15 protein-coding genes are annotated in these 17,859 nt (G+C 51.2%); 2 read left to right on the top strand and 13 right to left on the bottom strand.

The features are described 5' to 3' along the window. The 4 genes from TY10_RS00635 to TY10_RS00620 all read right to left on the bottom strand — a co-directional run. Nucleotides 1–1,102: AAA family ATPase (locus TY10_RS00635; protein WP_042159503.1), on the bottom strand; the 1,102-nt coding region annotated here is incomplete at its 3' end. A gap of 7 nt (nt 1,103–1,109) precedes the next feature. Then, nucleotides 1,110–1,394, bottom strand: coding sequence for an ATP-binding protein (locus TY10_RS00630; RefSeq protein WP_042159501.1), 285 nt, complete (start codon nt 1,392–1,394; stop codon nt 1,110–1,112). Next, a complete protein-coding gene (locus tag TY10_RS00625; RefSeq protein ID WP_052350270.1) occupies nt 1,391–2,680 on the bottom strand; it encodes a metallophosphoesterase family protein in 1,290 nt (429 codons plus the stop codon). Before TY10_RS00625 ends, TY10_RS00630 begins: the two co-directional genes overlap by 4 nt. Nucleotides 2,681–2,683: 3 nt before the next feature. After that, entirely contained in the window at nt 2,684–3,814 is a 1,131-nt protein-coding gene (locus tag TY10_RS00620; protein ID WP_042159500.1) for a glycosyltransferase family 4 protein, read from the bottom strand. A gap of 126 nt (nt 3,815–3,940) precedes the next feature. Between TY10_RS00620 and TY10_RS00615 the strand changes: the two genes are divergently transcribed. Together TY10_RS00615 and TY10_RS31195 are read left to right on the top strand one after the other, a co-directional pair. Further along, nucleotides 3,941–4,765 carry a nucleotidyl cyclase domain-containing protein gene (locus TY10_RS00615; protein WP_042159497.1) on the top strand — a complete coding sequence of 275 codons (825 nt, stop codon included), beginning with the start codon at nt 3,941–3,943 and terminating at the stop codon, nt 4,763–4,765. Continuing rightward, nucleotides 4,704–5,117, top strand: coding sequence for a GGDEF domain-containing protein (locus TY10_RS31195; protein ID WP_337588319.1), 414 nt, complete (start codon nt 4,704–4,706; stop codon nt 5,115–5,117). The genes TY10_RS00615 and TY10_RS31195 overlap by 62 nt, the downstream gene beginning before the upstream one ends. A gap of 75 nt (nt 5,118–5,192) precedes the next feature. Here the strand turns inward: TY10_RS31195 and TY10_RS00605 are convergent, their stop codons facing one another. The 9 genes from TY10_RS00605 to TY10_RS00565 form a co-directional block, all read right to left on the bottom strand. Further along, entirely contained in the window at nt 5,193–6,839 is a 1,647-nt protein-coding gene (locus TY10_RS00605) for a cellulase family glycosylhydrolase (RefSeq protein WP_042159491.1), read from the bottom strand. Nucleotides 6,840–6,860: 21 nt separating this feature from the next. Then, nucleotides 6,861–7,043, bottom strand: coding sequence for a hypothetical protein (locus tag TY10_RS00600; protein WP_042159488.1), 183 nt, complete (start codon nt 7,041–7,043; stop codon nt 6,861–6,863). A 223-nt stretch (nt 7,044–7,266) separates the two neighbouring features. Next, nucleotides 7,267–8,862, bottom strand: coding sequence for an extracellular solute-binding protein (locus TY10_RS00595; protein ID WP_238327387.1), 1,596 nt, complete (start codon nt 8,860–8,862; stop codon nt 7,267–7,269). A gap of 15 nt (nt 8,863–8,877) precedes the next feature. After that, entirely contained in the window at nt 8,878–11,235 is a 2,358-nt protein-coding gene (locus tag TY10_RS00590) for a helix-turn-helix domain-containing protein (RefSeq protein ID WP_042159482.1), read from the bottom strand. A 214-nt stretch (nt 11,236–11,449) separates the two neighbouring features. Continuing rightward, nucleotides 11,450–12,574, bottom strand: a complete 1,125-nt coding sequence (locus TY10_RS00585) for a glycoside hydrolase family 88 protein (protein ID WP_042159479.1) — start codon at nt 12,572–12,574, stop codon at nt 11,450–11,452. A gap of 55 nt (nt 12,575–12,629) precedes the next feature. After that, the gene (locus TY10_RS00580; RefSeq protein ID WP_042159475.1) at nt 12,630–13,511 is read right to left on the bottom strand and encodes a carbohydrate ABC transporter permease; all 882 of its coding nucleotides are present in this window, start codon (nt 13,509–13,511) and stop codon (nt 12,630–12,632) included. 10 nt (nt 13,512–13,521) lie between these two features. Beyond that, complete coding sequence (locus TY10_RS00575) at nt 13,522–14,478, bottom strand: ABC transporter permease (RefSeq protein WP_081735050.1); 957 nt, start codon at nt 14,476–14,478, stop codon at nt 13,522–13,524. Nucleotides 14,479–14,538: 60 nt separating this feature from the next. Continuing rightward, complete coding sequence (locus TY10_RS00570; protein WP_042159472.1) at nt 14,539–16,170, bottom strand: extracellular solute-binding protein; 1,632 nt, start codon at nt 16,168–16,170, stop codon at nt 14,539–14,541. Nucleotides 16,171–17,185: 1,015 nt separating this feature from the next. Beyond that, nucleotides 17,186–17,845, bottom strand: a complete 660-nt coding sequence (locus TY10_RS00565) for an HAD family hydrolase (RefSeq protein ID WP_042159469.1) — start codon at nt 17,843–17,845, stop codon at nt 17,186–17,188. Between the last annotated feature and the right edge of the window lie 14 nt (nt 17,846–17,859).

Raw genomic sequence — 17,859 nt, 5'->3', positions numbered from 1 at the left:
AGTCATTCCATGCGGCAAGCAGCGCTTCGCTTGTCTGCGGAGCGAATAGGTAGCCGCTCACTCCGCCAGCCTGCCCTTCTGGCTCTGCCCCGGCGAGCATCACCTCCGCCTCAGCAAGCGAATGAGCCGCGTCCCGCTCCGTCTCTAACGCATGTCCAAGATCGGCTTGCAGACGCTCCTGATGGCGCGCGCGTTCCATATCCCGCTGCTTTACGCCGCGTACATGCTCACGATCCGCGACGGTCAGCTTCAATGCGCGAAGCTCCTCCTCAGTCCAGTCCGGCGCGATGCGGGCGATCAGCCGCCCGATTGCCTCCTCGTCGCCGCGCAGCTCAGACGCAAGCTCAATGCGCTCTTCCTTCAGCAGCGTCATTTTCTCGCTCTCAAGCATTAGCGCATCGGCTTCATCCATACGGGCGAGCAGCGACTCGTCAACTTGCAAATCATCCCGCTGATGCTCAATAAGCTCAAGCTCCCGTCCGTATCGTTCAAGCTCAGCCTGGCGTCCGGAACGCTCCCGTTCCAGCTCCAGCCAGCGATGCTCCGCTTCGCCCGTTATCCGCTCCGCTGCGGCCACACCTTCCCGCTCCACCGTCAGCTCCAGCCGCTCCAGCCATTGCGGGCGGACAGCATTTGCTTTCGCCAGCAGCCGTACATGCTCCAACTGACCGGGCAGCCTTTCATCCAGGCCTGCTAATTGTTCATCCAGCTGCTCCAGCTGACGCTTCAACGCATTATAGCCGGAGATAGCGTCAGCTTGCTTGCGAAGCTCGGCTTCCGTTCTCTCCAGCGATTTCAACTGCCGGTTCATCTGCTGATTGGATCCACGCGGCTTAAACAACGACTCCATCTCCTGCTGCAGCCGTTTCTCGGCTTGTCCAACCGCTTTGCCGCTTTCCCAGCCGGCATCATAAAGATAGCGGCCGAGCTCGTCTCCGGCGAGCGCCCCGACCTGCTGCAGCTCCGTCAGCGTAATCGCATACAACTGACGGTACGTCGATTCGCTCGTTCCGTTCAAGAATCGGCGTTCCCACTCCTCCTGCGTCATCCATCGTTCCTCGCCGGAGCCCGCTGCCCCGTCCGCTGTCTGCAGCGCCGTCACCTTCGGCTTACCCCCGATTAACAGAGGCATACCGTTCTACGATATAGACGTCTCCGCTCTCATCAGCGAACATTAGCCGGCCGCCATGATTTCCGCCGTTAACCGGCTCCTGACGGTCGGCAGACGGTCCGTTGCGTCTAGCAAACCCGTACAGCATCGTCCGGATAAAGCCCATCAGCGTACTCTTGCCGGCTTCATTCAGACCGTATATAATCGCTGACTTGCCGTCCAGCCGGCATTGCAGTCCTTGCAGCTGGCCAAATCCGTCAATTTGCGCCTCCAGCAGCTTCATCCGTCCTTCCTCCCTTCACCGTCCATCAGTCCCAGCGTCAGCTCCCTCGCCTGCTCCAGCCAGCGAGCCGGCAGCTCCTCCAGACTTCCGCGAAGCAATCGGCTAAGCTTTGCATGAGCGGCTAACGGCTCTATCGCCTCCCGGGCGAACGTCCGCCATTCCCCCTTGTCGGCAAGCAAAGCAGCCGTTACGCGACTTAATTCTCCGGCAAAGCTATCTTCGTCCGCTAATCCTTCTAATTGAAGCTCCGACGAGGTGTTCGCCTCCAGCGCATAGATCCAGCTCCAGACCTCATGAACAGACTCCGTTCTCGTCTCCTGCAGCTGCTCCAGCAGCGTTCGACGCACGAGCGCATCTGTCAGCTTCGCATGAAGCGGCCCCCGGCCGGTAAGCTTCAGCCGAAGCATAACGGAGCGTCCTTCTCCCGATAAAGCAAGCCGGTCCGCCAGCTCATCAAGCTTGCCCAACAGCTCTTGTTCGGACACTATGCCCGCAATCGGCAGCTCCGCCTCCAGCCAGCGCAACTCGTCAAGCGGCGTAAAAGTGAGCGTTACCGCACGCGACGCGGATACATCCACGATATAGCAGCCTCTCTCACCGGCCTCACGCGGATTTCTTCCCTGAATGTTGCCGGGATAAACGACATGCGGATATTGATGCAGTACCTGTCTCGTATGGATATGGCCAAGCGCCCAATAATCGAAGCCCTTGCCGCCGACTAGCTCGTCCAAGCTGCAAGGCGCATACGGATCATGTGACGCATCGCCATTCACGTTGCCGTGCAGCATCGCAATATGGAACGGTGCTCCGGGCTCTGTTTCATATGCGGCAGCCAAGTTGTCCGTAACATGGCGGGTACCGTAAGACATCCCGTATACAAAAGCAGCCAGCTCACCGCTTCTGCAGTAAGCCGGCCTGTACTCCATACGGTCAGCGCCAAAAACGGTGACGGAAGCCGGAAGCTGAAGCTCCGCTCTAGAACCGTTTATCGGGTCGTGATTGCCATGTATGACGAATACGGCAATACCGTGCTCCTGCAGCCGTTCCCATTCCTTGACTAGAAGCAATTGAGCCTTCAGCGACCGGTCTGCGCTGTCATAGAGATCGCCGGACAGCACGATGAAATCAACCTGTTCGCGGACAGCCGTCTCCGTCAGCGCACGCAGCGCTCCGAAGGTCGAGGCCATCAATTGCGCCCTCAAAGCCTCCGGTGCCTTGCTCATGCCGCGAAAAGGGCTATCCAGATGCAGATCGGCAGCGTGAATAAATCGAAAAGGCGCGGACAACCGCTACACCTCCGTTTTATAGGACAAATATACTTTTTTCAATTGGGAAATAACGCGTTGCAAGGAATAGACTTTCTTCGCTTTATCCCAGCCTGATCTCGCGATATTGTAGCGGTATATCGGATCGGACACGAGCTTCTCCAGCGCTTCGGCCAATGCAATCGGGTCCTCGGGCGGTACCAGAAGGCCATTCACGCCATCATCGATCTGTTCAGCAATACCGCCTACATTCGTACCGACAAGCGCGAGCCAGCATAGGGCTGCTTCCGCAAACACAGAGCCAAACGCCTCTGCACGTGATGGAAGCACGAATATATCGAAGAAGGGCATAAATTCCTCGGGATGAAGCATGTAGCCGTAAAAAATAATATCGTCGTACAAATCAAGCTCCACCGCAAGCTGCTCCAGCTCCTCGCGGATCGGACCGTCGCCAATAATATGAAGAACGAACGGATGGCCGTTCCGCTTCAGCTCCGCACATGCGCGCAGCAGCACATCCAGCCCTTTGGCCGGAACGAGGCGGCAGACCGTAATTAATTGCGGCACCGCGTTCTCGTGAGCAATCGGTTTAAACCTTTTTTCATCAAATCCGTTCGGAATGACTTTAATTACGCTCGGATCTTTAATGTAGGGAGAAATATAAGTACGGAATGATTCCGATACCGTCAACAGCCGGTCCAGCTTCACTTCCAGCTCGCCATATAGCTTCGTTAGAAACAGATGCTCCGGTCCGTTCTCAGCAATTTTACCGTTCAGGATCAGCTCCCGCTCATAGCTGGAGTGAATCGTCATCATAACCGGCGTGTCCGGGTACAACTGCTTCATAACAAGCGCTGCAATGGGGTGATGCGCATGAATAATATCGTAAGACCCTTTGTTTCTGAGGCGGGTCCACCAAATATAATCCCGAAACGTTTGCAAATATTTATCGACGATCGGATTGCCTGCAAATTCCGTTATATCAAACGTTTCGAAGACAATGTCCTCCTGTCCTTTCCCTCTAACCCGCTTGGGCAGCGAGAACAGTTCCATTTGCCAGCCTAGCTTCGTAAAACGGTCTTGAATATAAGGGACCATGGAGGACACCCCGCCTGGTTGTTCCGGCGGGAAAAATAATGCCTGAAGTATATTCAATTGTCCTTCCTCCTCGTAACCTATTTGCATTTCGACACTTTTCGCCTGCCGTAAAACATGATAGTATAGAACATATGTTTCTGCAAGCAGGCTAACATCCTATTAAAAATGCGGTGATACATAACTATGTCAATTATTCATTGGTTAGCAGGCCCTGACGGCCAGCTGATTTCTTCCGCCTGCGTCATCGTGATTTTAATGCTGATGCTGTTTATGTCCTTGCGGCTGTATGCCAGCTATCGGAACAAGCGCGTCTACCGCTTGCTGACCTCGGCTTTGCCTTTATTTATGGTTCAGCAGCTGCTGCTTGCCTGGATTTCCTATCCTGAACAAGCTGCTCCGCCATGGCTTCAAGTAACGGCATCCATAATGCAGATCGTTTCTTTTATTATTATAAACTTTGTATTCATGAAATTATATACTCATCGAAGCGCCCGGTTAAAAAGTACCCCGTTCATTATCATGATCGGCTTGACCTTTGTTATTGCAGGAGCGCATTACGCTTTATTCCCATCATCAGTGGAGGCTGCTGCCGCAGGCGAGCAGGTCCGTTTTCTGGCGCTGGACTTCTATTCCCTGATCGTCACCTTCCTCATCCTGCTTGACACGAAGGGTACGGAGATGAATACGAGGTATTCTGCAAGCCTCATTACTTATTTCATTATTGAACTGTCCCGCATCGCTGACGGCTACGTCTTCCATGGTTCGGTCGACTGGTTGCTGCTGCTAAGCCATCTGCTGCCGATTGTCTATTTCATGCAGCTATTTCTGCTGTTGTTTCAGTGGGTTATCGAAAGGCTGATGTTAACGTATCAGTCTTCCATAACGGATGGCTTGACCGGCCTGTACAACCGCAGGCATTTCAATTTGAAGGCGGAACAGCTGCTCAATAGATTCAAGGGTACCGCCGTTACTTTTTTGCGACATCGACAACTTCAAGAAACTCAATGACACGCAGGGCCATCATAAAGCTGACGGCGTGCTCAAGCAAGTATCCGAGATTATAAAAGAAGAGTCAGCCGGCATCGGCACAGCAGGCCGCTACGGCGGTGAAGAGCTGCTCGCTTGCATCGGCACCGATAAGGTAAAGCCTGATCGGGTTGCAGAATCAATCCGTAAGCGGGTGGAGCAGGAGACGATCGTAACGATTAGTGTCGGGGTCAGCACCTCAAAGGATGCCGATTCCGTACAGGATCTGGTGAAGCTGGCGGATGAAGCGATGTATCACTCCAAGACGACCGGTAAAAACAAAGTCACCCTGTTTCAATCGATGCCCGCTGCGAAGAAAAAATCGCTTAGCTGACAGACAAAAGAGCTGTTCTCCTGCGAGCCCATAGGGCCACGCTGAGAACAGCTCTTTTACTGCTAGCTCATTCCATTAAGGCGCAGACGTAATAACAAACTCTTCCCACTGGGACACTGTATCACGATTTGCGTATAGAACGGAGCCCAGATTTTGGTCAGCGCTTACATATTTGTTGTTCGCTACCGCTTGCAGCGCTACTTTGCCGTTGCCCCGGTCTATTCTGCGGAATTTCTCCCAAGCCTGGATCGAGGTTGCCCGCGCAACAAGCTGATTGTTCTCATCGATAACGGCTGTTACATATCGGTTATTGGCTGCAGACAGAAGCGAAATCGTGCCATCGGCATTGTTAATAACCGTGAACTTTTCCCAGCCTCCTACCGTCGCGCGGTTCGCAACGAGCGAACCGGCACCTGCATTCTCCGCGCTCACATAGCTGTTGTTGGCTAGCGCCTGAATGCTGGAGGTGCTCGTTACCGGCGCGGGAGCTTGCGTGGAATATTTCTTAATAACGTTGATCAGTCCGGTATTCGGCTGGAAATAGGAAGTTTGGAACCTATTCCACTTGGCGACGATCGTCGCAGCGCTATCGTTATAGATGTCAGGAATCGGGTTGTTATTGTTGTTGTAGTAGCCCCAATTGCCGCCGCCTCTTACTTTATAGGACCAGTTGGACCACGAAGCGTTCAGCGCGTTCAAGCCGCCAAGCCATTTCTCCCATAGATCAAGCTGCCCGTACGAGAATTCACCCGCATAGACAGGAACATTCCAGGCTGTCTGATATTGGGCCATCTTCGACAGCCAGTTATCCATCATCGCATTGGTGACGCTCCAGTTGTCGTATTGGTCAAAGTTGTAATTATGAGTCTCGTAGACGACGTTCGTCCAGCCGTAGGTGGACGGCGGCAGCGCCTGCTCCCAGTCGAAGAATGCGGCGATCATAATAATATGATTAGGATCCTTGGCCCGTACAGCTTTGTAAAGACGGTCATAATAATCAAATTTCTTCTTAATTTGTGCAGCATTCTCCGCTGCGCCATTCGATACGAGCGGCTCGTTCAGCAAATCGTAAGCGGCAATCGTCGGATTTCCGTTGTAATAGGTGGCGATGCGCTCCCAAATTTGCACGGTGCGGTCCTGATAGGTTGTATTCGTCCACAGCTGGTTGGAGTTCGAGATGCCGCAGGAATGCCACGGACACGCTCCCCCTTGCACACCGTGGAAATCGATAATGACATAAATATTGCGCTGTGCGCTTTCGGCGACGAGCCAGTTCAGCTCTCGGAAGGAGACCGAATCCGGCTTCATCGTGCCGTCCGGGTTCATGAAATCCTCCCAGTAGATTGGCACCCGTACCGAGTTCAGCCCCATGCTCTTAATGTTATCCAGGTCACTCGCCTGAATCCAAATATCCTGGTAGCTGTTCTGCAGATTATGGTTGCCGTCTGTACCGAAACGGTTCCACAGCGTTTGCGTCAGCGTATACTGATCCGGTGTATTCATCGGCGACATCCATTCTTCCTGCAGCAGCCAGCCGCCGAGGTTCGGGCCGCGCAAATTAACGATTGCCCCGGTGCCGGAATTGTTGCGAATGACTTTGCCGCTCGTTTTCAAGAAATCGGAAGGCCCAAACGCCGCTTCAACGGTAGCCGGTTTCGGGGTTATTACGATTAAACTGAGCAGCACAACAAAAGACATCGTAAGCAGGAGCATTCTTTTCATTATCATCCAACCTCCCATTTTTTATATTGCATTGGAGTTTCGTCTGACTGACTTCAGGCTTTGCCGTTCCGTACGCAAATAAAGCGATTGAAGCGAAAGGCGTAATCTGGAGTAAGCAACTTCACTTCCGTGTGCCGGGAGCAGACTCCCGCTATTCGTTCGCAGCACCTCCGTTTCAATGTAATCGGTTTCATAATTTAACATCCTTGACCTCTTGCTATGAGAAGCTCCATATATTGAATAAGAGCTTATCACCGGAATGAAAATGTCTGTAAACGAAGCCTTATGTAGAAATCTATCAGCTAAACTGTAATCGAATCGAAAATGAAATCGAATTCATTTATTATTATACCAAAAATGGAAAAAAACGCAATCCGGCATTTTGCCGCCGGATTACCTTCTTTTCTTCACGCCTGCCGCCTTCTGTTTAGCGCTCATTGTACCGGTCCAACGCCGCTTTTTGAATCGCGACCGCATGCTCAATGCCCAGTTCCTTCAGCTGCGCTGTATAGCCGTCGAAGGCATCAAGCGGCTCGATGCCCAAAATAATTTTCAGCGACATCTCGTCTACCAGCGTTGTAACATCCTGCATGATGGCCGAGAATTCTGCACTCTCTTTCTCGCTCCTCTGCACAGGCGGAAAATTATGCTTATCCGCATCGGTATTCGCCCACAGCGCAATAGCCTGCTTCTGCTCCGGCAGCGAGTAATATTGCTCGATATACCGTTTATCCTGAACGAATGGGCCGAAATAGCTGGCTCTCGTATACATGGCTAACGCTTGAGAAGGGGCCAGCTTGTCGGGATTCGCCAGGATGAGGTCGGTATAGGCCGGATAACCATCGACCATCTTATAGCTCGTTCCTTCCATGCCGAAGTTGAACAGCATATGGCCTTCTTCCCCATAGCCGTAATCCAGCAGCCGTACCGCTTCCTCCACGTGCTCACTCTTTGCCGAAATCGCCACGCCGCCGTTGCTCGTATACGTATGGACGCGCTGACCAAACTTCGGCTTCTCACCCTTATGCAGCACCGGATACGGAGCCGGCACGAATCTCGCATTCGGGTCCTTGGCCTGCATAATCGGCTGCCAGGTGCCAATGCCCGCACCAGCGTTCCAGATGCTGGCTCCCGATCTGCCCGACAACATACTGGCGTCCAGCGTCTTCGTATCCACTGTCGCCATATTGATATCGATCAGCCTCTCCGCATACCAAGTGCGGAACAAGGCAAGAAACTGCTTATAGCCCGGCTCGACAGGACCGTATTTCACCTCGCCCCCGTCGACATAGAATCCTTTCTTAATGCCATAAGCGCCGATGAAGCTGCCGCTTTCAATGCCAAACAGCACATTCGGAACGCCAAGAAACGTTAACGGTGCGATGATACCCTTTTTCTCTTTAAACGCTTTCAAAACTTCATGCCATTCGTCTATCGTCACCGGAACCTCCAAACCAAGCTCGTCGAGCCAGTCCTTACGGATAATAGGCCCCTGATAGGTGCGAAGTGTATCGTCGTTTTGAATGAACGGAAACACATAATAGCTGCCGTCATCCGTCTTAATTTGCTTATCGATTTCGGGATGCGCTTTCAAATACGCTTTCAGATTAGGCGCATAACGGTCAATGACATCATTGAGCCGCAGTAAATAACCGTCAGAAATCGCTTTAGCCGGGCCGCCGGGAAAATTGGTCCATTCATATTCAATCATATCCGGCAGCTCGCCGGAAGCGAGCAGCACGTTGATGACCTCTTGCGCCTGATTCGCCGGCGGCTGAATAAATTCGAGCTGCACACCTGTCCGCCTTTGCCACTCCTTGAAGAACGGCACGTCCTGGAAGGTTGGCTTCACGCTCGCCGCATTGCCGTTAAGCTCGGCCCAGTAAGTGAGCTTATACCCGTTCTCTTCTGTTGGCTCTGCCGGACGGGAAGATCCGCTCTGGCCGCAAGCGCTGGCAAGGAGAACGATTGCCAGTAGAGCCGGCAGAAGCATAGCTAGTTTTCGCCTAATCCTCTTCATCATCAATGCCCCCAGCATTCAGATCATTTCTTTGTATTTACCTGGCGTGATGCCCTCGAATTTTTTGAATACACGAATGAAGGTAGCGGCTTCATTATAGCCAACCTGCTTGGCAATGTCAGAAATCGAGCTCTGCTTGCAGCGGATCAGCTCTTTCGCCTTTTCAATCCGGAACTTATGGATATAATCAAGCAGCCCCTCACCGATCTGACTCTTGAACAGCTTCGATAAATAGCTGCCTTTCAGATCGAACCGCTCGCCGATTAGGTTAACGTTCAGATTCGGATCGCAGTACTCCTCCTCAATATAACGGACAACATCCTGCGCAAGACCGCGAAGCGACTCCGCCCGCTCTTGCGTCATATGGCTCTCGTTGCGTGCCGCCGCAAAGATGCAAACCTCTCTAAGCAGCTGTTGAAGCTCATTTTGCATCTCCTGAATCGTATCGCAAGCCAATATTTTTTCCATCCAGAGCGGATTGTCGCCAAGCAGGCTGCTTTCACCATCTCCTAGCTCATTAATCGCTTTCGCCATCGTTCCGACGAGATTGAAGATCAGCGTCTTCGCCAGCGTCAGCGACATAATCGGCTGAGCGAAATTGCGCTGCATAATGTCATTCATGTAATAGGAGGCTTGGGCGAAATCACCGGCCTTGATGAAATTGATCATTTGCTGCTCCACCTGCAGCGGATAGTAATAACCGGATTGTACCGCCTCGCCGCCATCAATCCGAATATCATCGTAATGGATGATGCCCTTTTTGCCCAGTACCATTTTATACTCCATCGCATCAACAGCCTCCTGATAGGCCTCCGCAATGCCCGGCAGCGAAGCGTGAGTACCGCTGACAGAGACGGTCAAGTCCATTTGGAAACGCATCAGGAAACGCTGCGCCTCTGAAGCAATCTGCTGTAAATCATCCTTGCGGCCCTCTGCATCCGCTTCCGATAAATTGACGATGCAGGCCATCATCTCGTCGATTTCGGCTACGTAGCCATAATGGCCCTGCTGCCCGGACAGCTCCTCCACGACATTCGTAATGATGAAATGGAGCAGCTTCTGCTTTGCGCCCCCGTCAAGCCCCGGCAGCTCCGAGGAAATGCTCTCACCGTTCTCCACCGCAAACAAAATGACAGCGAACTGATCGGATTGCAGCTCGATCCCGAATGATTTGAACGCTTCCTCATATGGCACCAGTGTATCGACTCTGCCCTTCAAAAGACGGTTAAACATATTGGAGCGCAGCACATGCTGATGAATTTTCAGCTCCGTCGCGATTTGCTCCTTCTCGCTTCGGGCTCTCGTAATTGCACGTTCAATAAAGCTAAGCTCATTCCACTCCACCCGCTCCTCCTGCACGCTTCGGTCCATGAGCGATTGCACGATCTGCTTAATGGGCGAGTAATTACGCCGCATGAAAAACCACGTCAGCACCACAGCGCCGAGAAGACTTATAACGATGCTGATATAAGTGAATTTGCGGACATACTCCGCTTTCTGCCAATAGATATTGCTAGGTATGACGAGCATATATTTCAAATCAGATACAGCCGATGACATATAAAACAATTCCAGATCGCCGTCGGTTTCAGAGGCCGAAGCCTGACTTATCCCGTTCAAATGATTTTGCAGCAGACGGGCGATATCCTCCGTAACCGGCTTATTGGACAATAGCACCTCGTTGTCCGCATTCAGGACAAGCACTTGACCGCCACTAAACCCCGATATACTCTCAATAGCCGCGCTGAAACGAACGGTATCCGCCATTACGACTACAGTGCCTGTCTCCTGTCCGCTTAAGTCTTTGGGCAGATGCGTAATATACGCGATAGACTGCTTCGTCCCCGGGGCATCCCCTCTTGGCAGCAGCGTAAACCGGTTGCTCGCCGACTTGCGGATCGTATCCAGCCATTCCTCGTAAGTCATGGCCCCCGTCTGGTGAATCGTCTGAAAAGCGGTCGGCAAATCTCTGACGTTGCCCGGACGCAGAATAGAAGCTCCTTGCTCCCAAGCAACGTAAAACTCGTCAATCGACGCATAGGACGTTTTGTACGTCCGGAAATCCTTCACCAATTGATATGCTCCGAATTGGGCCTCGCTAGCCTTGCCTGTAGAATTGATCAAAGCTTGCAGCTTAGAGTTCCATGTCAGCTCCATGTTGAGCCGTTTCATAAGATCGATCTGATTGTCGATCGTGTACCGCACCTGCTTCAGCAATGAATCGTTGGCACGATGAATTTCGCTTTTGAGCGCGATGCTGGATTGCGAATAAATGATCAGGCTGATCATAATCGGCACGAACAACACCGCCGAATAGGAAATGAGCCATGTAAACACGATGCTTTTCCGTTTGTTCCATAATGAAGTCAGATTCAAATCGATCTCCTCGTTTACATAAAATCATCCCGGTTGGACTGGCTTGCAGAATCCTATTATAGCGCTATCATTTCATAAAATGGAATGGTCAAAAGTTTCAATCGGATTGACAATAATATCGTTATATACCGTAGAAACCGCATAAGAGCGGCAAAAACAGCCCGAACGGCATATCCCGCTCAGGCTGTTATCAAATGAATTAATATTGCTGCAATTAGAAAATGCGATGCTTCCAGCCGTTCAGCTTGGCAATCGCCTCGACGAAAAAGTAATCGCCGTAAATGAGCGAGACGTCGATGTTTTGCCCCGCCGGCTTATGTCCCGTGCCGTGAAGCAGCATCGCCTCATGGCTGTCATCTTCCCATGTCGCATAATGATCATGCAGCGATTGAAGGATACGCTCTGCCGCCTGCCTGTAGACTCTGCCTTCCTTCTCCGGCAGCAGCTCAGCCAGCTCCAGCATACCAGAAGCAGCGATGGCTCCTGCCGACGTGTCGCGCGGCTCATTGTCCAGCTGCACATCGGCGCGGAAATCCCAATGCGGCACGTTGTCCTCCGGCAAATTCGCTACAAAATAATGAGCGACACGCTGCGCTGCCCGCAGATAAGCGCGATCCGCTGTATAGCGGAACGTATTCGCCATGCCGTACAGCGCCCAAGCCGCTCCCCGGCTCCAGCCGGAATCCGGCGCGGCGCCTTGGCCGCCCCGCGTCTCATCGTACAAGCCTGTATGAGGATCGAAGCAGACGATATGGTTGACCGAGCCGTCCTCGCGGATAAAATGGCGCAAGACAGTATCGGCATGCGCCTTGGCGATTTGCTCAAAGCGCGGATCTCCGCTTTGACGGGTCGCCCAGAAGAGCAGCGACAGATTCATCGCGGTATCAATAATCGACCACCCGTGCATATCGCTGTTCCAGGCCCGGATAAAGCGGCCGTTCAGGTTAAAGCGGCCGGCAAGAAAATTCGCCGCGAACAAAGCGCGGCGTTCCGCATCCGCATCCCCCGTCAGCTGATACTTGAATACCGCAGTCGGCAGGAAATGAAAGCCGACGTCATGGTCGAATGAATTTTTTTCGATCATCTGCCGCTCCAGACGCTCATCCCAGCTCCAGGCCGAGGTCTTGTACTTTTCCTCTCCCGTCATCTCATGGGCGATCCACAGAATGCCCGGCCAAAAGCCGCTCGTCCACCAATCGACGCGCTGATCGTCGTATTTGCCGTCCGCTCCCGCCACATGCGGCGACTTATCGCCGATGGTCTCATGCATGACGCTTAATTTTGCTTCTATACGCTTCCATATCGCTCCTGCATCCAAAGATTGATTAACTGCTTGCATCCGTAAAAGCCCCTCTCTGTTGATTGCTTCGATTAGCCGTTTAACCTTTTAACCTCTAGCCTTTCAGGGAACCTACCATTACACCTTTAACGAAAAACCGCTGTACAAACGGATAGACGCAAAGAATCGGAACGGTCGCAACCATTATCGTTGCGTATTTAATCGTTTCGCCAATCTGGTGCCGGTCTCCTGCACTGGCGCCTGCCGACATACTGTCCGTCGAGTTGGCAATCAGTATTTCACGCAGGACGAGCTGCAGCGGGAACAGCTCCCGGCTGCGGATAAAGACCGAAGCGTAGAACCAGCCGTTCCATTTGTCTACGGCATAATAGAGAATCATAACGGCGATAACCGGCATGGAAAGCGGAATAATGATACGGAACAAAATCGTGAAATGGTTAGCACCGTCGATTTTAGCCGATTCCTCCAAGCTGTCTGGAACGCCCATAAAGGCCGTACGCATAATGATCAGGTTAAACGTGCTGATCGAGAACGGCAGAATCGTCGACCAGAGGGAGTCCAGCAGACCGACTCCTTTCACGACGAGATAGAGCGGAATCAGACCGCCGCTGAAAAACATCGTAAATACGATAAAAATCATGAACGCATTGTTCCACAGTACATTTTTACGGGACAGAACGTATGCGCCAAGCGACGTCATGAACAAATTGACCGCGAGGCCAAACACGACGATAAACAGCGTATTGCGATAGCCGATCGCGATACCTGGATTTTCAAGCACGCTTTTATAAGCACCAAGATCGAACCCCAGCGGCTTCCACAGCACGCCTTTATGCCCCACCAATTGGCCTGCATCGCTGAACGAAGCGAACAAGACATACAGCAATGGATACAACGTCACAACTACGAGGAAAATGAGGACGGCATAGATCGCGGTATCAAACACTTTGTCTCCAATAGTTGACTCTCTTCTCATTTGCTTCACCTCACCATAGACTGCTTTTGTTAACTTTTCGGCTTACATAGTTGGCCGTGATCAGCAACACCAGGTTGATGACCGAGTTGAACAGGCCGACAGCCGAGCTGTAGCTCCAGCCAAATTCCAGAAGGCCTTTGCGGTATACGAACGACGAAATAACGTCGGCGGTTTCGTAAGTAACGGGATTGTACAGCAGAATGATTTTTTCAAAACCGACGTTCAGCAAATTGCCCATACGCAGGATCAGCATGATCGCAATCGTCGGCATAATGCCGGGCAGTGTAATGTGGAATATCTGCTTCAGCCTGCTTGCGCCGTCCATCCGGGCGGCCTCATACTGCTCCAGGTCAATACTCATTAATGCGGCAATGTAGATGATCGATTCCCAGCCGATACGTTGCCAAATTTCCGATAAAATATAGATCGGCCGGAAGAGTTCCGGCTTTTGCAGCATGGCTTGACCGTCATAGCCGAAAAGCATGAACAACCGGTTAATAACGCCATCCGCATTGGTGAAATCCGTAATGATGCCGCAAATGACGACAAGTGAAATAAAATACGGCATATAAGTGATCGTTTGCGCTACGCGCTTAAACGACTTGCTGCGAACCTCGTTAATCAGCAAAGCTAGAATAATCGGAGCCGGAAACTCGAATACCAGTGAATAGAAGCTGATAATGAGCGTGTTTTTCAATATCCGGACAAAATAGTAGCTGTTGAAAAAATCGTAGAAATGCTTAAGTCCCACCCAATCGCTGCCGAGTATCCCCTTCATCGGCGTATATTCCTTAAATGCAATCAGCGCTCCGTACATGGGCGCATAATGGAAGACGATGTAATAGGCAACGACCGGAATCATCATCAAATACAAGTATTTATTCATCATAAGGTCGCGAATGAAACGGCTTTTGCTTTTCCCCGTTTTTCCGGTCTTTCCGCTTTTCAGCGCCTGCGCGTTTGCCATGAAGCTGCTCACCTCCACCCAAATTGGAGGAGAGAAGGCGAAGCCCTCTCCCCGCTTTGTTTATCTGTTGTTATAGCGTTCCAGCGCTGCCTTTTGAATCTCGATGGCACGATCCAGCTTCAGCTGCTTCATCTTCGCAATGTAGCTATCGTAAGCATCGAGCGGCTCCGTGCCGAGAATGATTTTGAGCGACATTTCATCCACTAGCGTATTGATGTCATTCATAATCGTTGCGTATTCCGAGCTTTCCTCCGGCGTTGGCGTAATTGGCGGCAAATTGTATTTCGCTGCATCCGTTTTACCCCAAGTTACAACAGCGTCACGCTGCGTTTGCAGGGCGAAAAATTGCTCGGCATAACGTTTGTCCTGAATGAACGGACCGTTGTAGCTGCCGCGGGCATACATCGAGATCGCTTGCGCCGGAGCCAATTTGTCCGGGTTTTTCATCAACAGATCGGTATAAGTCGGGTAGCCATCCACCATGTTGTAGCTTTCGCCTTCCGTACCGAAGTTGAAGAACAGGCGGCCTTCTTCGCTGTAACCATAGTCCAGCATTTTGACAGCAAGGATTGGATCTTTGGCCGATGCGCTGATCGCGACCGTGCCTTCAGAAGCATAAGCCTGATGCTTTTGACCAAACTTCGGCGTTTCGCCTTTGTTCAGTACCGGATAAGGTGCGCCTACCAGAACGGCTTTCGGATCGTTAGCCTCTACAAGCGGCTGCCATTTGCCGATTCCGCCGCCAGCATTGCCGACAGATGCGCCTGTCGCGCCGGATGCGATATTGCCGTCGACTGCTTTCGTATCAGCCGTTGCAATGTTTTTGTCGATCAGTCCTTTCGCATACCAGTCGCGGAACAAGCCCAAATATTGCTTGAAGCCCGCTTCAGCCGGTCCAAACTTCACTGCGCCGTCCTCCTGATAGAAGCCGCGGGTTACGCCAAATGCGCCAAGGAATGCGCCGTTGCCGGAATCGTTGAAATAACGCGGCTTGCTGTTCACGGTGAATGGAGCGGAAGCGCCTTTTTTCTCTTTGAAAGCCGTAAGCGTTGTCGTCCAATCTTCAATCGTTTCCGGAACAGGAAGACCTAGCTCATCGAGCCAGTCTTTGCGGATAATTGGTCCTTGGAACACGCGCAAGTACTCATCGCCCCGAACGAACGGGAAGGCATAGTAGCTGCCATTGTCGGTTTTGACCATTTTGTCGATCTCCGGGTTATCCTGCAAAAACTTTTTCAAGTTTGGCGCATATTGATCGATCAGATCATTCAATTTGAGAATGTAGCCATCGTTGATTGCTTTTTCAGGACCGCCTGGAAAGTCGCCCAGGAAGTTGAATTCAATCATATCCGGCAGGTCGCCGGAAGCGAGCAATACGTTGAGCGCTTCTTTGGTTTGTCCTGTAGGCGGCGCCGTAAACTCAAGCGCAACGCCCGTTTTCTTCTGCCATTGCTGGAAGAAAGGAATATCTTTGTGGCTAGCTTTTACGCCGATCAGGTTTCCGTTAATTTCGCCCCAGTATGTGAGCTTCTTCTCTGTTTCAATCGGGTACTTCGTTGGCTCGCCGGACGTTTCACTATTATTGGTGTTCTTGCCTGCACTGCTGCTTTCTTTGCCGCCGTTGGAGGAACAAGCGACTGCCAGCATTGCCAGCAGCATAATGACCAGTGTTGAAGCTAATAGACGTTTCATAGCTCTGCCCCTTTTCATTTTCAGATTCCAAATGTACGAGATGCATCTCCTCCACAGAATAGCAACCGCAGCGATACTCCCGATATGAGCAAAACGTAAAAAACGATTCCGATTTGTCTTCTCAGCGATGATCATTTCGCCAATTCAATGGGCAAAAACGAAAAAAAGCCCCTTAAAAGGGCTTTTTCGGGCTGCATGCTCCAGTTCCCAGCCCTGGGCTCGCTGCGCGTTTTGGTTCGTGCTGCTATTCTTGATTCCATTTCCGCATCGCTTTCCCGATGAAAAATGGATAGAATCTGCAAAAAATCAGCCCAAACTCAAAACGCTCCGCTTACCCAAATGCGAAATGACCTCGTTCCTCTCTAATTTGCTGTTAGAGAAGGTAAGTGGCATTCACGATCAGCAAGAACAAAAGCTGTATGCACGATCATTAGAAATTTTCACTCGCGTATTAACGATCCAGTTTCGCTCAGGTTTTTATGAGTCCTTTTATGAGTTGAGGTTTACTGCTGTAGGCGGTTGCAACTGAATCAAAATGCAATAGTACATTTTGTTTCTCGTTTTTCGAGCGATTTATCGCATCAAAATGTAAAAGTGCAGGTGGATTGGCCTAAAAAGCGTCTTTTGGGCGAATTTGAACGATTTCAAATGCACTTTTACATTTTGATCGCTGTTTGGGGCGTTTTGAGGCTCATCAAAATGCACTTTTGCATTTTGTTCCTCAATTAGAGAGGGCTAAGGGAGAGTAAAAGGTGAATTAGCTAGTCAATAGATGAGGTTTGCTGAAAAAAGGGGATGAAGCGGTAAAGCACGGTAAAACTCATACTCCAATGAGAAAAGAACTAGAGAGAACTACCTAAGAGGAAATTCAAATAAAAACAACCACAGGAGAGGTTCTAGCGAAGCCGCAAGTAAAATTGCAAGTTGAGAAGGCCGGTTTTAGACCTTTTCAACTTGCAATTTGCAATGTGCAACATGCAATGCGTAATGTGCAACATGCAATGTGCAATTAATATTAAACCGTCAATTCCCGCAAAAGTGCCGCCAGCTCCTCAACCGTCGCTGCTCTGTAGGCCGGCTCCGAAAGCCGCAGCTCCTCATCCTTGCCGTACCCGTAACCTACTGCAATTGTAGGGATACTGTTTTTGCGCGCGCCGATCACATCATGCTTCCGGTCGCCGATCATAATCGTGTCGGAAGGATCAATGCCCTGCGTCTCCAGCACATGCTGAATTACTTCCCCTTTATCGGTCCGCGTATTGTCCAAGTTGCTGCCGCCGACAAAATCGAAATAACGGCTAATCTCGAAATAATCAGCAATTTTCTCCGCAAAAAAAGTCGGTTTGGACGTCGCCATACACACAATAACGCCTCTCTCCTTCAGCCCGCCCAGCAGCTCATGCATGCCGGGATACAACTCATTCTCATACATACCCCGATCAGCGAAATATTCCCGGTAATACGCGATCCCCTGCTGCGATTGCTCCTCTGACAGTCCATACAGCTCTTGAAAGGTCTCCGTCAGCGGCGGGCCGATAAAAGGCTCCAGCAAATCTAGGTTGTCTACATGTATATCAAATTTCGATAAAGCGTACTGAACTCCGCTCGTAATGCCCAGCTTCGGGTCGGTCAAAGTTCCGTCCAGATCGAACAAAACGGTTTTTATTTTCCCCATGATTCAATAACTCT

The sequence above is a fragment of the Paenibacillus gorillae genome, from assembly GCF_000513275.1.
In the GTDB taxonomy this organism is placed as follows: domain Bacteria; phylum Bacillota; class Bacilli; order Paenibacillales; family Paenibacillaceae; genus Pristimantibacillus; species Pristimantibacillus gorillae.
The sequence above is the reverse complement of the archived record's forward strand: the minus strand, read 5'-3'. Positions and strand labels throughout refer to the sequence as shown.